Raw genomic sequence first — 17,708 nt, 5'->3', positions numbered from 1 at the left:
GCCCCGGTCGGCGGGCGGATGTCGGGTGCCGCACCGTCCCGGCCGGGTGGCAGGATCGAGGGCATGTCCGATCTGCGCGATCCCGCTCCCTACGACGCCCTGCTGCTGCTCTCCTTCGGCGGTCCCGAAGGCCCGGACGACGTGGTCCCGTTCCTGGCGAACGTGACCCGCGGCCGCGGCATCCCCGAGGAACGGCTGAAGGAAGTCGGCAAGCACTACTTCCTGTTCGACGGCGTCAGCCCGATCAACGCGCAGAACAGGGCGCTGCTGGACGCCCTGCGCAAGGACTTCGCCGACCACGCCATGGACCTGCCGGTCTACTGGGGCAACCGCAACTGGGCGCCGTACCTCACCGACACGCTGCGCGAGATGACCGCCGACGGCCACCTCCGGATCGCGGTCCTCGCCACCAGCGCCTACGCCTCCTACTCGGGCTGCCGCCAGTACCGCGAGAACCTCGCCGAGTCGCTCGCGGCCCTGGCGGCCGAGGGGCTGGACGTGCCGCGCGTGGACAAGCTGCGGCACTACTTCAACCACCCCGGCTTCGTACGGCCCATGGTGGACGGCGTGCTGGCCTCACTGGCCGATCTCCCCGCGGATGTCGCGGCAGGTGCCCATCTGGCCTTCACCACCCACTCGATCCCGGACTCCGCGGCCGACGCCTCCGGGGCCCCCGAGGCACACGGCTCCGGTGGCGCCTACGTCGCCGAGCACCTCGACGTCGCCCGGGTGATCGTCGAGGCGGTGCGCGAGGAGACCGGCATCGAGTACCCCTGGCAGCTCGTCTACCAGTCGCGCAGCGGCGCCCCGCACATCCCGTGGCTGGAGCCCGACATCTGCGACCACCTGGAGGCGTTGCACGGCGAGGGCGTCCCGGCGGTCGTGATGGCCCCGATCGGCTTCGTCTCGGACCACATGGAGGTCCTGTACGACCTCGACACGGAGGCCACCGCGAAGGCCGCCGAGCTCGGCCTGCCGGTGCGCCGCTCCGCGACGGTCGGCGCCGACCCGCGGTTCGCCGCCGCCGTGCGCGAACTGGTCCTGGAGCGCGCCACCGCCGAACGGGGGAGCCGTCCGGAGCGCTGCGCGCTGGGCGCGCTCGGCCCGTCCCACGACCTGTGCCCGGTCGGCTGCTGCCCCGCCAGGGCCCCCAAGCCGGCCGCCGCGGGTGCCGACAGCCCGTACGCGTGAGGCGCGCCGGCGGGTCCGAGGGCCGCGCCGGCGCGTACGCCCGCCCTCGCATCCGTACCGAGCCGCCCGTCCGAACCGAGTCCCCGGGAGCGCCGTGACCGACCCCACCCTGTCCGAACTGCTCGACCTCGCCCTGGAGGCCGCCCGCCGCGCCGGAGCCCTGCTGCGCGACGGCCGCCCGGCCGATCTGGGCGTGGCCGCGACGAAGTCCAGCCCCATCGACGTCGTCACCGAGATGGACATCGCCGCCGAGAAGCTGATCACCGGCTTCCTGTCCGACCGCCGCCCCGAGGACGGCTTCCTCGGTGAGGAGGGCGCAGTCTCCGCCGGCAGCAGTGGTATCCGCTGGGTCATCGACCCGCTCGACGGCACGGTGAACTATCTCTACGGCCTGCCCACCTGGGCCGTGTCCATCGCCGCCGAACGCGACGGCGAGCGGGTCGTGGGCGTCGTCGAGGCACCGATGCGCCGGGAGACCTACCGGGCGGTGCTGGGCGGCGGCGCGTCGGTGACCGGCGACGCGTCCGCGAACGCCGTCGCGCTGCGCTGCCGGCCCGCGCCGCCGCTGGACCAGGCCCTCGTGTCGACCGGCTTCAACTACGTCACGGCAGTCCGTACGCACCAGGCGGACATCGCCCAGCGCCTCATCCCCCGGCTGCGCGACATCCGGCGCAGCGGTTCGGCCGCCGTCGACCTCTGCGATGTCGCCGCCGGGCGGCTCGACGGCTACTACGAGCGCGGGCTGCACCCGTGGGACCTGGCGGCGGGCGACCTCATCGCCCGGGAGGCGGGCGCGCTCACCGGCGGACGCCCCGGACTGCCCGCGGACGGGGACCTGACCGTGGCCGCCGGCCCCGGCGTCTTCGAGCCGCTCCAGACGCTCCTCGAAGAGCTGGGTGCCTGGCACGACTGACGGAAAGCCCGCCGAAGCCCCTGGTGGGGGCGTCAGCGGGCGTTCGGACGCAGCAGAGGGCCCCGGCGCCGATCACGGCACCGGGGCCCTCTCGCAGCGACTCAGACGCTTGTGGCGCCGATTTCGACGCCGTGCTCGGCGGCCAGGCGGTGCAGGTCGTCCAGCTCGCCCTGCTCGACATCCGCGAGGAAGTCGTCGCCCGTCTCGCGAGCCTTCGTGAGGTCGGACTCGGTCGTCTTGATGCGTTGCAGCAGACCTGCGGTGAAAGCGTCCATAAAGCGCCCCCTCATCGTGGGTCGGTGGCACGGGGGTGTGCCCGGGAATCCTCCGGCCGGGGCCGAAGGAGCGGGTGATCACGCCATTTCGCCGGTGAAAAGGAGCGGGCTGTGGCATGCCACGTGCATGGCGTGATCGCGGGTGTGAACCCCTCCTCCCCACGCGAAGTCTCAGAGAAACCTCAACTGGGCCGGGAATCCGGCCCATTCCCTGGAGCGGCGGGCCGGGGGGGCGTCGTCTTACCGCCGGTTTATGCGCGTTGCGGGCAGGATGGATGCGCACAGTCAGCGCGGCTGACCGTGGACCCGAGCGGCCCCGACCCGGGCCGCTCGCTGTGTCGACCTGTCGAAGGACCTAAGGAAGGAATGCGCCGTGCGCGTACTCGTCGTCGAGGACGAGCAGCTGCTCGCCGATGCGGTGGCCACCGGACTCCGCCGGGAGGCCATGGCCGTCGACGTCGTCTACGACGGCGCCGCGGCCCTGGAGCGCGTCGGGGTCAATGACTACGACGTCGTGGTGCTGGACCGGGACCTCCCGCTGGTCCACGGCGACGACGTCTGCCGCAAGATCGTCGAGCTCGGCATGCCCACCCGGGTGCTCATGCTCACCGCCTCCGGGGATGTCAGCGACCGCGTCGAAGGCCTGGAGCTGGGCGCGGACGACTATCTGCCCAAGCCCTTCGCCTTCAGTGAGCTCACCGCCCGGGTGCGGGCCCTGGGACGGCGTACGACGGTGGCACTGCCGCCGGTCCTGGAGCGGGCGGGCATCAAGCTCGACCCGAACCGCCGTGAGGTCTTCCGGGACGAGCAGGAGATCCAGCTGGCCCCGAAGGAATTCGCGGTGCTGGAGGTCCTGATGCGCAGCGAGGGCGCCGTCGTCTCGGCCGAGCAGCTGCTGGAGAAGGCCTGGGACGAGAACACCGATCCGTTCACCAACGTGGTGCGGGTGACCGTCATGACCCTGCGGCGCAAGCTCGGCGAGCCGCCCGTCATCGTCACGGTGCCCGGCTCCGGATACCGGATCTGAGGGCCGTGGCCGCCTCCCCGGCGCCGCTCGCAGCGCCTCCGAAGCCCACCTGGGAGCCCAAGCAGCAGGAGCCCCCGTACCCCTGGCTGCGCCCGACCATCCGGATACGGCTCACCCTGCTGTACGGCGGAATGTTCCTGATCGCGGGCATCCTGCTGCTGTCGATCATCTACATGCTGGCCGCGCAGGCCCTGCACGTGGGCACCGAGCTGCCCTTCAAGCTGCTGCCCGACAGCAAGATCCAGCTGACCAACAACGCCTGCCCGGCGCTCACCCCCGGGCTCTCCGCGGACCAGGCCAACGCCGCGCTCAAGGCGTGCAACGTGGAGCAGCGCCAGCAAGCGCTGGACACCCTGCTCAACCGCTCGCTGCTGACGCTGGTCGGCCTGAGCGTCATCGCCTTCGCCTTCGGTTACGCCATGGCCGGCCGCGTCCTGTCCCCGCTGGGCCGGATCACCCGTACCGCCCGCAGGGTGGCGGGCACGGACCTGTCCCGCCGGATCGAGCTCGACGGCCCGGACGACGAGCTCAAGGAGCTCGCCGACACCTTCGACGACATGCTGGACCGCCTGGAGCGGGCTTTCACCGCCCAGCAGCGGTTCGTCGGCAATGCCTCGCACGAGCTGCGCACGCCGCTGGCGATCAACCGCACGCTGCTGGAGGTCCATCTCTCCGACCCGGAGGCCCCGCCGGAGCTCCAGCAGCTGGGCAAGACGCTCCTGGCCACCAACGAACGCAGTGAGCAGCTGGTCGAGGGCCTGCTGCTGCTTGCCCGCAGCGACAACCAGATCGTCGAGCGCAAACCGGTCGACCTCGCGGAGGTCGCCGAGCGGGCCATCGACCAGGCACGTGCGGAGGCCGCCGCGAAGGGCGTGACGATCCGGGGGGAGCGGGCCGAAGCCGTCGTCCAGGGCAACGGCGTCCTGCTGGAGCGGATCGCGCTGAACCTCGTCCAGAACGCCGTGCGCTACAACGTGGCCGAGGAGGGCTGGGTGGAGGTCACCACCGAGCTCCAGCCCGGACAGGCTCTCCTGGTCGTCTCGAACACAGGTCCTGTGGTGCCGGCCTACGAGATCGACAACCTCTTCGAGCCCTTCAGGCGGCTGCGTACGGAGCGTACGGGCAGCGACAAGGGTGTCGGTCTCGGCCTGTCGATCGCCAGAAGCGTCGCCCGAGCCCACGGAGGCCGTATCATCGCGGAGCCCCGCGAGGGCGGTGGTCTCGTGATGCGTGTCACCCTGCCGGTCTGAAAGGCTGCACGGTGTGACGTCCGCACCGAATCTCCATGTTCGCTTTGGGCGGAATTTTCAGGACCCGTTCCTGGTCGATCCATGTGTGATCGATCACAGGAGCGAATTTCAAGCCATCAACTCTCCGTGATCAGGCCTCCTCCGGAAAGCCGGTAATCGTCCGGGTTTTCGGGGGTCGATATCACGGGAAGTACACGGGGTGGCGCCCGTGAACTGCACCATGTGGACCGTGTACGGTCCCCATCGCCACCCAAGCCGACCGCCGCCGAGGCGTCCGGTTGGGTGTCGATTGAGTAACAGACCTTGATGTGAGGCAAAATCTCCGCCTCAGGTCGGGCACAAGTCCGGCCTCTCACGCGTTACGTGCGCTGAGACACCGCAGACACCCATGAGGGGGAGAGCGACATGGCAACGGATTACGACACCCCACGCAAGACCGACGACGACGTGGACCAGGACAGCCTCGAAGAGCTCAAGGCTCGTCGGAGCGACAAGACGGCATCCGCCGTCGACGTCGACGAGTTCGACGCCGCGGAGGGACTGGAGCTGCCCGGCGCGGACCTCTCCAACGAGGAACTGGCCGTGCGGGTCCTGCCCAAGCAGGCCGACGAGTTCACCTGCATGAGCTGCTTCCTCGTGCACCACCGGAGTCAGCTGGCCCGCGAGAAGAACGGCCAGCCGATCTGCCGCGACTGCGACTGAGGTCGCGTCGGCCGTGGCAGGCGACACACCGTTCCGGAAGCGGCGCTTGAGGCGCGGGCACGGTCCGGAGACGGAACAGGGCGGCACAGGCCCGGCAGAAGGCGTTCACGCGTCTGCCGAGCGTTCCGCCGCCCTGCCGGACCCTTCCGGCGCCTCCGACGACGAGCGGGGCCGTTCGGCCTCGCTCGAAGCGGCAGGAGCGGCAGATCTGCCGGACAGCGGCGAGCGGGCCGGAGCGACGGAGCCCAAGACCGGGGCAGGCCGTCTGAACACACTGAAACGGGGCGTACGAAAGGGCGGGGAGAGCGCCAGGGCCGCGGCCGGCATGCTGGCCGACCGGATCATCGACACGGCTCCCCGCGTTCCGGTGCGCGATCTCGCCACCTTGCGCCGGCAATTCCCGGGCCTGGACCCCGAGGAGCTCGCGGACAAGCTCATCGCGGGGGCCAGCAGGGCCACCGCGACCGTCGGCGCGGGCATCGGGGCGGCGGCCATGCTGCCTGTACCGCCCGCCATGCTGGCCGAGCTGGCCGCGGAGATCACCGGCGTCGCCGCGATCGAGATGAAGCTCGTCGCCGAGCTCCACGAGGTCTACGGCCGGCGCCCACAGGGCAATCTCGCCCAGCGCTCCACCGCCTACCTCACGTCCTGGACGGAGGAGCGTGGCATCGACGTCACCCGGCCCACCACGCTCAACGCGGCGCTGGGCGGCCAGATGAAGCGCGAGCTGCGCCAGCAGATCATGAAGCGCATGGCGCGCGATCTGCCGAACCTGATTCCGTTCATGATCGGCGCCGCGGTCGGTGCCGTGATGAACCGCCGCGACACCAGGAAGCTCGCCGAGCGGGTCAGGAACGACCTGCGCAAGGAGCAGGTCGCCTGGGACCGGCTCACCGAGCTGCCCCCTCTGGAACAGCCCGCGATCCCGGCCGTGCTGCCGAAGGAGATGGAGGGCTAGCCCCCCAAGCCCCGAGGAGACCGAGGACCGGCCCCCGGGGAAGGGTTCTCAGGCCGTCCGTACCGCCGTGAGCGCCGCCGCCAGGCCGCGCGGGTCCCGGGTGGAGACGTACACGTACGGAGTCGGGTCGGCCGGGTCCGTGATCTCCACCCGTACAGCCGTCGGCACATAGCTGCGCAGCAGCATGAACGCCCGCGCGTCCGCCTTGTGCGTGCGCCAGGCGCGCGCCTCCTCCGCGTCCAGCACCTCGGGCTCGCCGAGCGCCGACAGCGGGATCCGGGCGTCGCCCGCGACCAGGGCGCCCGCCACCACGCGGATCCGTACGGATCCGTACGAACTCACCACGACCGCCGTGGCGGCGGTGCCGCCGACCAGACCGCCGAGCAGGGGCAGGGTGCCGAGCGGCAGAAGCATCAGCGCGCAGGCGATGCCGACGCCGAAGGCGATGAACCACCAGGAACGGGGAGCGGTGAGACGTTCGTCGAAGGGCGGTGCGGAAGGCTGCATGAAACCAAGCTTGGCACGGCGCGACCCGGGACAGTCCGCGCGGGTAAGGTCTGCGCCTGTGAGTGGAACATCTGCAGCTCTGACACCCCCGGCCGACGCGGTGGCGCCGGTCCGGCACCCCGACGCGCCCGCCCCCGGCGAGCTCCTCGGCGCGCACTACGAACACTGTTTCGGCTGCGGCGGGGGACAGCCGCACGGCCTGCACCTCCAGGCGCGGGCCGGCGACGGTGTGAGCGTGACCGCCGAGTTCACGGTGAAGGCCGCCCACCAGGGAGCTCCGGGCCTCGCGCACGGCGGCGTCCTGGCCACGGCGCTGGACGAGACCCTCGGCTCGCTGAACTGGCTCCTGCGGGTGATCGCGGTGACCGGGCGGCTGGAGACCGACTTCGTGCGGCCGGTCCCGGTGGACACCGTGCTGCACCTCGACGCCCGGATCACGGCCGTGCACGGCCGGAAGATCTACTCCAGCGCCATCGGCCGGATCGGCGGCCCGGACGGGCCCGTGGCGGTCCGTGCCGACGCCCTGTTCATCGAGGTCAAGGTCGACCACTTCATCGAGAACGGCCGCCCGGCCGAGATCCGGGCCGCGATGGCCGATCCCGACCAGGTCAAGCGCGCGCGGGCCTTCGAGGTGAACCCCTGATGCGGCACCCCGTCGACGTACTCATCCGCCGGGTCGACCCGGACGTGCCCCTTCCGTCGTACGGGCATCCGGGCGACGCGGGGGCCGATCTGGTCACCACCGAGGCCGCGGAACTCGCCCCCGGCGAGCGCACCGTCCTGCCCACCGGGGTATCGATCGCCCTGCCCGACGGGTACGCCGCGTTCGTCCACCCCCGCTCGGGCCTCGCGGCCCGCTGCGGAGTAGCTCTGGTGAATGCCCCAGGGACGGTTGATGCCGGGTACCGTGGGGAGATCAAGGTGATCGTGGTCAATCTCGACCCGCGCGAGACGGTGCGGTTCGAGCGCTTCGACCGGATTGCCCAACTGGTCGTCCAGCAGGTCGAGAAGGTGCGCTTCCACGAGGTGGCGGAGCTTCCAGGATCGGCGCGGGCCGAAGGGGGCTTCGGGTCCACCGGCGGTCACGCCGCTGTGGACGGCGTCAGGGGCGACATCACCCACGGTGGGAACAGCTACGCATCGGTCGTATCCGACCGGGAAGGACATTGACGTGTTCGGACGTCGCAAGAAGAGTGGTTCCGCCGACGACACGGCGGACGAAGCGCGCGAGGCCGGACAGGTCGCCGACGAGCTCGACGGTGCCGATGAGGCCACGACCGGTGCGCGCCGGACGAACCTTCCGCCGGCCCCCAGGCCGGACGGGCCGTGGGACATCGAGGAGGTCTCCCAGCCCGGCGAGGGCCGGGTCGACCTGGGCGGCATCTTCGTCCCCGGTGTCGAGGGCATGGAGCTGCGGGTCGAGGTGGCCGGGGACGCGATCGTCGCCGCCACCGTCGTCCTGCGCGACAGCGCGGTCCAGCTGCAGGCCTTCGCCGCCCCCAAGAAGGAGGGCATCTGGGGCGAGGTCCGCGAGGAGATCGCCTCGGGCATCACCCAGCAGGGCGGGGTCATCGACGAGGTCGAGGGCCCGCTGGGCTGGGAGCTGCGTGCGCAGGTCCCCGTACAGCTCCCGGACGGGACGAACGGCGTGCAGCTGGTGCGCTTCGTCGGCGTCGACGGACCCCGCTGGTTCCTGCGCGGTGTGATCTCCGGCCAGGGTGCCGTGCAGCCGGAGGCCGCCGGGCTGCTGGAGACGATCTTCCGGGACACCGTGGTCGTCCGCGGGGAGGGCCCGATGGCCCCGCGCGACCCCATCGTCCTCAAGCTCCCCAACGACGCCCAGATGGTGCCCGAGGGCGTCCAGCAGGAGGAGCAGGAGAACTCGAAGTTCTCCGGCGGTATGGGCCAGCTCCAGCGCGGACCCGAGATCACCGAGATCCGCTAGAGAAGCGCTCGCGCCGGACACCGGCCGGTGGGCCGCACCCCTTTTCCGGGGTGCGGCCCACCGGCCTTTTCGCTGCCGCTGCCTCCGCTTCTTCCGCGCCCTGGCTTGTCCCGGCGCGGTCCTGCGGTCCTGCGGTCCTGCGGTTCTGCGAGCGCGCCGGTGCCCGCTTCCCGGCGCGCTCCTGTATCGCTTCCGCCGCGCTCCCGCCGGGCCTGGGGCGGGTTTCGGCCGGGCTTCGGCCGTGCCGGATCCATGCGGTCGGCCCGTGCATGAGGGGCGCGCGTATGGGGCGCGTATCGGGCACGTATGAGCGGCATCAAGGGCGTGCGCCTTCCCGTAAGGAAGGCATCAACGCAGGCGGCGGGGGCTCCTGGCGGATGTTTGCTCAAGAGGTCCGAAAATCCGTACCTCATCTAGGAGCACACGATGGCCGATGTGGCCTTCGTCGTCACCACGATCGCGGTGTTCGCGTTGGTGGCTCTGGTCGCGCGGGGGGTGACGAAGCTGTGACTGCCGAGAACGTCGTCGGTCTGATCGTGGCCGTCGCCCTGCTGGGCTATCTCGTCCTCGCCCTTCTGTATCCGGAGAGGTTCTGAGCCCGGTATGAGCCCCGTCCTTGCTGGTGTGCTCCAGTTGCTCGCGCTCGTTGTGGCGCTGGGCCTGGCATACCGTCCGCTCGGTGACCACATGGCCCGTGTCTATTCCTCCCCGAAGCATCTGCGGGTGGAGAAGTGGATATACAAGGTCATCGGCGCCGATCCCACCACCGAAATGCGCTGGCCCGCGTATCTGCGCGGAGTTCTGGCGTTCTCGGCGGTGAGTGTTCTTTTCCTGTACCTGATCCAGCGGGTGCAGGGGGTGTTGCCCGGTTCGCTCGGTTTCTCATCGATCGATCCGGACCAGGCGTTCAACACGGCGGCGTCGTTCGTCGCGAACACCAACTGGCAGTCGTACTACGGCGAGCAGGCCATGGGCCACGTCGTGCAGACCGGCGGCCTGGCGGTGCAGAACTTCGTCTCGGCGGCGGTCGGTATGGCTGTCGCGGTGGCGCTCGTGCGGGGCTTCGCCCGGTCGCGCACGGGGGAGCTGGGCAATTTCTGGTCCGACCTGGTGCGTGGCACGGTGCGGATTCTGGTCCCGATCGCGGTGGTCGGTGCTCTGGTGCTGGTCGCCTGTGGTGCGATCCAGAACTTCTCCGGTATTCATCAGGTCGGCCAGTTCATGGGCGGGTCGCAGGAGTGGAACGGCGGGGCGGTGGCCTCGCAGGAGGTCATCAAGGAGCTGGGCACGAACGGTGGTGGCTACTTCAACGCCAACTCGTCCCATCCCTTCGAGAACCCCAGCCCGGTGTCCAACCTCTTCGAGATCTTCCTGATCCTGGTGATCCCGTTCGCCTTGACGCGGACGTTCGGCAGGATGGTCGGGAGCGTGAAGCAGGGATACGCGATCCTTGCCGCGATGGGTGTCATCTGGCTCGGGTTCAGCGGCCTGATGATGTGGACCGAATTCGCCCACAACGGGCCGGCGTTCGATATCGCCGGCGGGGCGATGGAGGGCAAGGAGAACCGTTTCGGGATCGGCGGTTCGTCGATCTTCGCGGTCGCCACCACGCTGACCTCGACGGGTGCGGTGAACTCGTTCCATTCCTCGTACACGGGGTTCGGCGGCGGGATCACGATGCTGGGCATGCAACTGGGTGAGATCGCGCCCGGCGGTGTCGGTTCGGGGCTCTACGGCATGCTGATCATGGCGATCATCGCGGTGTTCATCGCGGGTCTGATGGTCGGCCGTACGCCGGAGTACCTGGGCAAGAAGATCGGCACGCGTCAGATCAAGCTCGCGGCCTGCTACATCCTGATCACTCCGACACTGGTGCTGGGTTTCACCGCCGTGGCGATGGCTCTGCCGACGCCGGGGAATTCGATGACGAACTCGGGTGCGCACGGTTTCTCGGAGATTCTGTACGCCTATACGTCGGGTGCGAACAACAACGGTTCGGCGTTCGCGGGGCTGAACGCGGACACGCAGTGGTTCAACAGCACGATCGGGATCGCGATGCTGCTGGGCCGGTTCCTGCCGATGGTGTTCGTCCTGGCGCTGGCCGGGTCGCTGGCCGAACAGAAGCCCGTCCCGGCGACCGTGGGGACGCTCGGCACGCAGAAGCCGATGTTCAGCGGTCTGCTGGTCGGCACGATCCTGATCATCACCGGACTGACCTACTTCCCGGCCCTGGCGCTGGGTCCGCTCGCCGAGGGGCTGGCGTCATGAACATCAATGTGAAGAAGCCCGAGGAGCACCGCTCCATGTCCACCGTCAACGCCGGTCCCGACCGTGCGCCCCACAGCGACGTGCCCACCGGGCACCGGCCCGAAGGGCGTGTCGGCGGGGGCCTGTTCGACCCCAAGCAGCTGCTCAGGTCCTTCCCCGACGCGGTGCGCAAACTGGATCCCCGGGTGATGGTGAAATCCCCGGTGATGTTCGTGGTGCTGATCGGCTCGGTGCTGACCACCGTGCTCGCGGTGCTGGACCCGACGGACTGGTTCGGCTGGGCCATCACCGTGTGGCTGTGGCTCACCACCATCTTCGCCAACCTGGCCGAAGCGGTCGCGGAGGGGCGGGGGAAGGCGCAGGCCGACACGCTGCGCAGGGCGAAGACCGACACGGTCGCCCGGAGGGTCATCGGGACGAACGAGGAGCGGGTCCCCGGGACCGACCTGCGTATTGGTGACCTGGTGGTCTGCGAGGCCGGAGACATCATCCCCGGCGACGGCGATGTCGTCGAAGGTGTCGCCTCCGTCGACGAGTCCGCGATCACGGGCGAGTCCGCCCCGGTCATCCGCGAGTCCGGCGGCGACCGCAGTGCGGTGACCGGTGGTACGAAGGTGCTTTCCGACCGGATCGTCGTGAAGGTCACCACCAAACCCGGTGAGACGTTCATCGACCGGATGATCGCCCTGGTCGAGGGGGCGGCCCGGCAGAAGACGCCCAACGAGATCGCCCTCAACATCCTGCTCGCCTCCCTGACCATCGTCTTCCTGCTGGCCGTGGTGACCCTGCAGCCGTTCGCGATCTACGCGGGCAGCGAGCAGTCGATGATCGTGCTGGCCGCGCTGCTGGTCTGCCTCATCCCGACCACGATCGGTGCGCTGCTCTCCGCGATCGGGATCGCGGGCATGGACCGCCTGGTGCAGCGCAATGTCCTCGCGATGTCCGGGCGGGCGGTCGAGGCGGCCGGCGATGTGTCGACCCTCCTCCTCGACAAGACCGGCACGATCACCCTGGGCAACCGGCAGGCCGCCGAGTTCGTTCCCGTCAAGGGCGTCACGGAGGCCGAACTCGCCGACGCCGCCCAGCTCTCCTCCCTGGCCGACGAAACCCCCGAAGGCCGCTCGATCGTCGTCCTCGCCAAGGAGAAGTACGGGCTCCGCGAACGCCACCAGGGCGAACTGACCCACGCCGAATGGGTCGCCTTCACCGCCCAGACCCGTATGTCCGGGGTGGATGTCGACGGGCGCAAGGTACGCAAGGGCGCGACCGGTTCGGTCGTCGCCTGGGTGAAGGAGCGCGGCGGCAGTGTCCCGCAGGACGCGCAGGCGCTCACCGACCGGATCTCCCAGGCCGGTGGCACGCCGCTGCTGGTGGCTCGGGAGGACACGGACGGTGCCCGGGTCCTGGGTGTCATCCACCTCAAGGACGTCGTCAAGGAGGGCATGCGGGAGCGGTTCGACGAGCTGCGCCGGATGGGCATCAGGACCGTCATGATCACGGGTGACAACCCGCTGACCGCGAAGGCGATCGCCCAGGAGGCGGGGGTCGACGACTTCCTCGCCGAGGCGACGCCCGAGGACAAGATGGCCCTCATCAAGCGGGAACAGGCCGGCGGCAAGCTCGTCGCGATGACCGGTGACGGGACGAACGACGCCCCCGCCCTCGCCCAGGCCGACGTCGGCGTCGCGATGAACACCGGGACCTCGGCCGCGAAGGAGGCCGGGAACATGGTGGACCTGGACTCCAACCCCACCAAACTGATCGAGATCGTCGAGATCGGGAAACAGCTCCTGATCACCCGCGGCGCGCTCACCACGTTCTCCATCGCCAACGACGTCGCGAAGTACTTCGCGATCATCCCGGCCATGTTCGCCGTCGTATACCCGGGCCTGGACAAGCTCAACATCATGGACCTCTCCTCCCCGAGGTCCGCGATCCTGTCCGCCGTGATCTTCAACGCGCTGATCATCATCGCGCTGGTCCCGCTCGCCCTGAAGGGCGTCAGCTACCGGCCCAGCAGCGCCGACAGCATGCTCCGCCGCAACCTCGGGATCTACGGACTCGGCGGACTGATCGCCCCGTTCATCGGCATCAAGATCATCGACCTGCTCCTCTCCCTCATCCCCGGAATCGGCTGAACCGCCATGAACAACTCCGCAGGAAACACCGCCCGGCTCCTCGGGGCCGCACTGCGCGCCCTCCTCGTCCTCACCCTGGTCTGCGGCGTCCTCTACCCCCTCGCCGTCACCGGCGCCGCCCAGGCCCTCCTCCCCGGCAAGGCCAACGGCTCCGAGATCACCGCGGACGGCAAGGTCGTCGGCTCCTCCCTCATCGGCCAGCGCTACGACCTCCCCCTCAAGGACGGACAGGAGACCCCCGCACCCGACCTCGACTGGTTCCAGCCCCGCCCCTCCAACGGCCTGGGCACCAACAGCGTCAACACCCAGTACGAACTGATCCTCTCCGGCGCCACCAACCGCTCCGGCGACAACAAGGAACTCATCGACTGGGTCACCGCCGCCAAGGCCGCCGTCATCAAGGACAACTCCGTCCCCGGCCACCGGATCAACCCCGACGACGTGCCGGCCGACGCCGTCACCTCCTCCGGCTCCGGCCTCGACCCCGACATCTCGCCCGCCTACGCCGAACTCCAGACCCGCCGCGTCGCCGAGAAGAACCACCTCGACGTCAGCCAGGTCCAGAAACTGGTGAAGGAACACACCGACGGCCGCGTCCTCGGATTCATGGGCGAACCCCGCGTCAACGTCCTCCAACTCAACATCGCGCTCCGCGACCTGGTGAAGGGCGCCTGAACAGGCCGAATGCCCGACGCCTGCCGCGAGCCGCCGTGCCCGCCCGCCGCAAGGACTCCCCGTGGACCACGGGGCGGTCCACACGGCGGGGCGGGCACGGCGGCTGCGGGCGGCCCCGGTCAGGTCCCGCCCCGGGGCCGGACCAGCGGCGCTGCGGCGCCGCGGCGAACGCTGGTGCCGGGTGCGCCCCGGGGCCGTCCGTCCGGGCCTCGCGGGAACTGACCATTGCCCGGGCGTGTGCCGCATGCACATACTGACGGCGGTGAACACGCGTACGTACGGGGAGAGACATGACCGAAAGCAGCACCGGCGGACACAGCAGCACGGCCGTCGTCGAGGACCCGGCCCGCGGGCCCATGGTGCGCGTCGAGGACCTGCACCGCTCGTACGGGACCGGCTCCGCCGCCGTACACGCGCTGCGGGGCGTCTCGTTCGAGATCCCGCGCGGTGAACTGGTCGCGCTCAAGGGCCGCTCCGGCTCCGGCAAGACGACGCTGCTCAACCTGGTCGGCGGCCTGGACTCGGCGGACAGCGGCCGGATCACCGTCGACGGCACCGACCTCTCCGATCTGGGGGAGGACGGGCTGCTCGAACTGCGGCGCGACCGGATCGGCTTCATCTTCCAGTCGTTCGGCCTGATCCCCATCCTGACCGCCGCCGAGAACGTCGGCGTACCGATGCGGCTGCGCAGGGCGGACCCCGCCGAGCGCGAGGAGCGAGTGGCGCTGCTGCTCTCCCTGGTCGGCCTCGGCGACCACACCCAGCAGCGCCCCGGCGAGCTCTCCGGCGGCCAGCAGCAGCGCGTCGCCATCGCCAGGGCGCTGGCCAACCGGCCCGCCCTCCTGATCGCCGACGAACCCACCGGGCAGCTCGACGCGGAGACGGGGCTCGCGGTCATGGAACTGCTGCGCGCGGTCGTCCGCAGCGAGAACGTCACCGCCCTGGTGGCCACCCACGACCCGCAGCTGCTCAGCTTCGCCGACCGGGTCCTGGAGCTGAGCGACGGGCACATCGTCGAGCACGCGTAGGCGGCCGGGCACGCGCAGGAGACCGAGCACGCGCAGGGCAACGTGCGGCGGTCCGCTCCAGGTCAGGGGGCTCCGTTCCGTGCCCGGCCGGCTACCGGCCGGGCATCAGAATTCCGTCAATACGTCCTTCGCCCCCACGCTCGGTCCCACATGTCCGAAATCCTCGGAGTAGCGTCGACAGCGGTTGCCGCACAGGCCGCCACCGGCTGACGAGAGACGAAGCCGGATTCGAGAAGACAATGGGGCCATGGCGCGCGGCAAGCTTCGGATATATCTGGGTGCGGCACCCGGTGTGGGCAAGACCTACGCGATGCTGTCCGAGGCACATCGACGGGTCGAGCGGGGCACCGACTGCGTGGTGGCGTTCGTGGAGCACCACGACCGGCCGCGCACGGAGGTGATGCTGCACGGTCTGGAGCAGGTCCGGCGCAGCGAGATCGAGTACCGCTCGGCGGTCTTCACCGAGATGGACGTCGACGCCGTGCTGGGGCGGGCCCCGGCGGTCGCCCTGGTGGACGAGCTGGCCCACACGAACGTTCCCGGTTCGCGCAACGCGAAGCGGTGGCAGGACGTGGAGGAACTGCTGCGGGCCGGGATCGACGTGATATCGACGGTGAACATCCAACACCTGGAGTCGCTGGGCGATGTGGTCGAGTCGATCACGGGTGTACGGCAGCGGGAGACCGTGCCGGACGAGGTCGTCCGCCGGGCCGACCAGATCGAGCTTGTCGACATGTCGCCGCAGGCGCTCCGGCGGCGGATGGCCCACGGGAACATCTACAAGCCGGACAAGCTCGACGCGGCCCTGTCCAACTACTTCCGCCCCGGCAACCTCACCGCTCTGCGGGAGCTGGCCCTGCTCTGGGTCGCCGACCGGGTCGACGAATACCTCCAGCAGTACCGCGGCGAACACAACATCCGCTCCACCTGGCAGGCCCGCGAACGCATCGTCGTCGGGCTGACGGGCGGCCCCGAGGGCCGGACGCTGATACGGCGCGCCTCCCGGATGGCGGCGAAGGGCTCGGGCAGCGAGATCCTCGCGGTGTACATCGCGCGCAGCGACGGGCTGACCGCGGCGTCCCCCAAGGAACTCGCCGTCCAGCGCACCCTGGTCGAGGATCTCGGCGGAACGTTCCATCACGTCATCGGCGACGACATACCCGCGGCCCTCCTCGAATTCGCCCGCGGGGTCAACGCCACCCAGATCGTGCTCGGCTCCAGCCGCCGCAAGACCTGGCAGTACATCTACGGCCCCGGCGTCGGCGCCACCGTCGCGCGCGAGTCCGGCCCCGACCTCGACGTCCACATCGTCACGCACGAGGAGGTCGCCAAGGGCCGCGGCCTGCCCATCGCCCGCGGTGCCCGCCTCGGCCGCGCCCGCATCATCTGGGGATGGATCGTCGGCGTCGGGGGACCCGCACTTCTCTCCCTGCTCCTCACCAGCCTGGAGAACGGCCCGGGACTCGCCAACGACGTCCTGCTCTTCCTCTTCCTGACGGTCTCCGCGGCCCTGCTCGGCGGACTGCGGCCGGCCCTCGCCTCGGCCGCCGTCGGCTCGATGCTCCTGAACTACTGGTTCACCCCGCCCACACACACGCTGACCGTGCAGGACCCGGAGAACTTCGTCGCCATCGTGATCTTCTTCGCGGTGGCGGTGGCGGTCGCCTCGGTGGTGGATCTGGCGGCCCGCCGCACCCACCAGGCGGCCCGGCTGCGCGCCGAATCGGAGATCCTCTCCTTCCTCGCGGGCAGCGTCCTGCGCGGGGAGACCACCCTGGACGCCCTCCTGGACCGGGTCCGCGAGACCTTCGCCATGGAATCCGTCGCCCTGCTGGAGCGCAAGAGCGACGTCGACCCGTGGACCTGCGCCGGGTCCGTCGGTCCGGCTCCGGCCGTCCGCCCCGACGACGCCGATGTGGACATGCCCGTCGGCGACCATATGGCGCTGGCGCTCTCCGGACGGGTGCTGCCGGCCGAGGACCGGCGGGTGCTCGGCGCGTTCGCCGCGCAGGCCGCCGTCGTCCTGGACCGCCAGCGTCTGGTCTGGGAGGCCGAGCAGGCCCGCAGGCTCGCCGAGGGGAACCGGATCAGGACCGCCCTGCTCGCCGCCGTCAGCCATGACCTGCGTACCCCGCTGGCCGCCATCAAGGCCGCCGTCAGCTCCCTGCGCTCCGACGACGTGGCCTGGTCCGACGAGGACGAGGCGGAGCTCCTCGAAGGCATCGAGGACGGTGCCGACCGTCTCGATCACCTGGTCGGCAACCTGCTGGACATGTCCCGCCTCCAGACCGGCACCGTCACCCCGCTGATCCGCGAGATCGATCTCGACGAGGTCGTGCCGATGGCCCTGGGCGGCGTCCCCGAGGGCAGCGTCGACCTGGACATCCCCGAGACGCTGCCGATGGTCGCCGTCGACCCGGGGCTGCTGGAGCGGGCCGTCGCCAACATCGTCGAGAACGCCGTCAAGTACAGCCCCGACGGGCAGCCCGTCGCCGTGGCCGCCAGCGCGCTCGGCGAACGGGTCGAACTGCGGGTCGTCGACCGCGGCCGCGGTGTCCCCGACGAGGGCAAGGAGCGTATCTTCGAGCCCTTCCAGCGGTACGGTGACGCCCCGCGCGGTGCCGGTGTCGGCCTCGGCCTCGCCGTCGCCCGCGGCTTCGTCGAGTCCATGGGCGGCACGCTCGACGCCGAGGACACCCCCGGCGGCGGACTGACCATGGTGCTCACCCTGAAGGCGGCACCGGGATACGTTGCCGCCGACCCCGACCTGCCCGCCCGGGTCACCTCGTGACGCGGGTCCCCTCGCGTGACGGCAGCCCCACCTCCGTACA

The 17,708-nt window shown here is 70.3% G+C and carries 17 protein-coding genes; 15 read left to right on the top strand and 2 right to left on the bottom strand.

Annotated features, from left to right (window positions below):
• Positions 1-63: 63 nt before the first annotated feature.
• Positions 64-1,191 (top strand): ferrochelatase, encoded by a 1,128-nt coding sequence (locus ACIGJO_RS08930; RefSeq protein ID WP_399954181.1) that lies wholly within the window; start codon positions 64-66, stop codon positions 1,189-1,191.
• Between the two features lie 94 nt (positions 1,192-1,285).
• The gene (locus tag ACIGJO_RS08925) at positions 1,286-2,104 is read left to right on the top strand and encodes an inositol monophosphatase family protein (protein WP_399954178.1); all 819 of its coding nucleotides are present in this window, start codon (positions 1,286-1,288) and stop codon (positions 2,102-2,104) included.
• Positions 2,105-2,205: 101 nt separating this feature from the next.
• Here the strand turns inward: ACIGJO_RS08925 and ACIGJO_RS08920 are convergent, their stop codons facing one another.
• On the bottom strand, positions 2,206-2,379 hold the full coding sequence (locus tag ACIGJO_RS08920) for a hypothetical protein (RefSeq protein ID WP_176740391.1): 174 nt from the start codon (positions 2,377-2,379) through the stop codon (positions 2,206-2,208).
• A gap of 373 nt (positions 2,380-2,752) precedes the next feature.
• On the opposite strand from ACIGJO_RS08920, the gene ACIGJO_RS08915 reads away from it, so the two are divergent.
• The 4 genes from ACIGJO_RS08915 to ACIGJO_RS08900 all read left to right on the top strand — a co-directional run bounded on the left by ACIGJO_RS08915 (position 2,753) and on the right by ACIGJO_RS08900 (position 6,316).
• On the top strand, positions 2,753-3,406 hold the full coding sequence (locus ACIGJO_RS08915; RefSeq protein WP_014153613.1) for a response regulator transcription factor: 654 nt from the start codon (positions 2,753-2,755) through the stop codon (positions 3,404-3,406).
• A 5-nt stretch (positions 3,407-3,411) separates the two neighbouring features.
• A complete protein-coding gene (locus tag ACIGJO_RS08910; protein ID WP_399954173.1) occupies positions 3,412-4,656 on the top strand; it encodes a sensor histidine kinase in 1,245 nt (414 codons plus the stop codon).
• 405 nt (positions 4,657-5,061) lie between these two features.
• Positions 5,062-5,358, top strand: a complete 297-nt coding sequence (locus ACIGJO_RS08905) for a DUF4193 domain-containing protein (RefSeq protein ID WP_003965732.1) — start codon at positions 5,062-5,064, stop codon at positions 5,356-5,358.
• Positions 5,359-5,371: 13 nt separating this feature from the next.
• A complete protein-coding gene (locus ACIGJO_RS08900) occupies positions 5,372-6,316 on the top strand; it encodes a hypothetical protein (protein ID WP_399954171.1) in 945 nt (314 codons plus the stop codon).
• 48 nt (positions 6,317-6,364) lie between these two features.
• Here ACIGJO_RS08900 and ACIGJO_RS08895 read toward each other — a convergent pair whose 3' ends face one another.
• Positions 6,365-6,823, bottom strand: coding sequence for a DUF3093 domain-containing protein (locus ACIGJO_RS08895; RefSeq protein ID WP_399954168.1), 459 nt, complete (start codon positions 6,821-6,823; stop codon positions 6,365-6,367).
• A 58-nt stretch (positions 6,824-6,881) separates the two neighbouring features.
• Here ACIGJO_RS08895 and ACIGJO_RS08890 point away from each other — a divergent pair, with 58 nt between their 5' ends.
• From ACIGJO_RS08890 to ACIGJO_RS08850, 9 genes are all read left to right on the top strand, one after another.
• On the top strand, positions 6,882-7,466 hold the full coding sequence (locus ACIGJO_RS08890) for a PaaI family thioesterase (protein WP_399954165.1): 585 nt from the start codon (positions 6,882-6,884) through the stop codon (positions 7,464-7,466).
• Positions 7,466-7,993 (top strand): dUTP diphosphatase, encoded by a 528-nt coding sequence (gene dut, locus ACIGJO_RS08885; protein ID WP_266924702.1) that lies wholly within the window; start codon positions 7,466-7,468, stop codon positions 7,991-7,993. The genes ACIGJO_RS08890 and dut overlap by 1 nt, the downstream gene beginning before the upstream one ends.
• 1 nt (position 7,994) lies before the next feature.
• Positions 7,995-8,768 carry a DUF3710 domain-containing protein gene (locus ACIGJO_RS08880; RefSeq protein ID WP_399954162.1) on the top strand — a complete coding sequence of 258 codons (774 nt, stop codon included), beginning with the start codon at positions 7,995-7,997 and terminating at the stop codon, positions 8,766-8,768.
• 506 nt (positions 8,769-9,274) lie between these two features.
• Positions 9,275-9,364, top strand: a complete 90-nt coding sequence (gene kdpF / locus ACIGJO_RS08875; RefSeq protein WP_037823947.1) for a K(+)-transporting ATPase subunit F — start codon at positions 9,275-9,277, stop codon at positions 9,362-9,364.
• Between the two features lie 7 nt (positions 9,365-9,371).
• Positions 9,372-11,036 carry a potassium-transporting ATPase subunit KdpA gene (gene kdpA, locus ACIGJO_RS08870; RefSeq protein WP_399954157.1) on the top strand — a complete coding sequence of 555 codons (1,665 nt, stop codon included), beginning with the start codon at positions 9,372-9,374 and terminating at the stop codon, positions 11,034-11,036.
• A gap of 35 nt (positions 11,037-11,071) precedes the next feature.
• On the top strand, positions 11,072-13,174 hold the full coding sequence (gene kdpB, locus ACIGJO_RS08865) for a potassium-transporting ATPase subunit KdpB (protein ID WP_399954558.1): 2,103 nt from the start codon (positions 11,072-11,074) through the stop codon (positions 13,172-13,174).
• Positions 13,175-13,180: 6 nt separating this feature from the next.
• Entirely contained in the window at positions 13,181-13,849 is a 669-nt protein-coding gene (locus ACIGJO_RS08860; RefSeq protein WP_399954154.1) for a potassium-transporting ATPase subunit C, read from the top strand.
• 290 nt (positions 13,850-14,139) lie between these two features.
• Positions 14,140-14,877 carry an ABC transporter ATP-binding protein gene (locus ACIGJO_RS08855; protein WP_399954150.1) on the top strand — a complete coding sequence of 246 codons (738 nt, stop codon included), beginning with the start codon at positions 14,140-14,142 and terminating at the stop codon, positions 14,875-14,877.
• Between the two features lie 247 nt (positions 14,878-15,124).
• Positions 15,125-17,668: an ATP-binding protein gene (locus ACIGJO_RS08850; RefSeq protein WP_399954147.1), complete on the top strand. Its 2,544-nt coding sequence runs from the start codon at positions 15,125-15,127 to the stop codon at positions 17,666-17,668.
• The last annotated feature ends 40 nt before the right edge of the window (positions 17,669-17,708 follow it).

This window comes from Streptomyces sp. NPDC079020, from assembly GCF_044542225.1.
GTDB lineage: Bacteria > Actinomycetota > Actinomycetes > Streptomycetales > Streptomycetaceae > Streptomyces.
The sequence above is the reverse complement of the archived record's forward strand: the minus strand, read 5'-3'. Positions and strand labels throughout refer to the sequence as shown.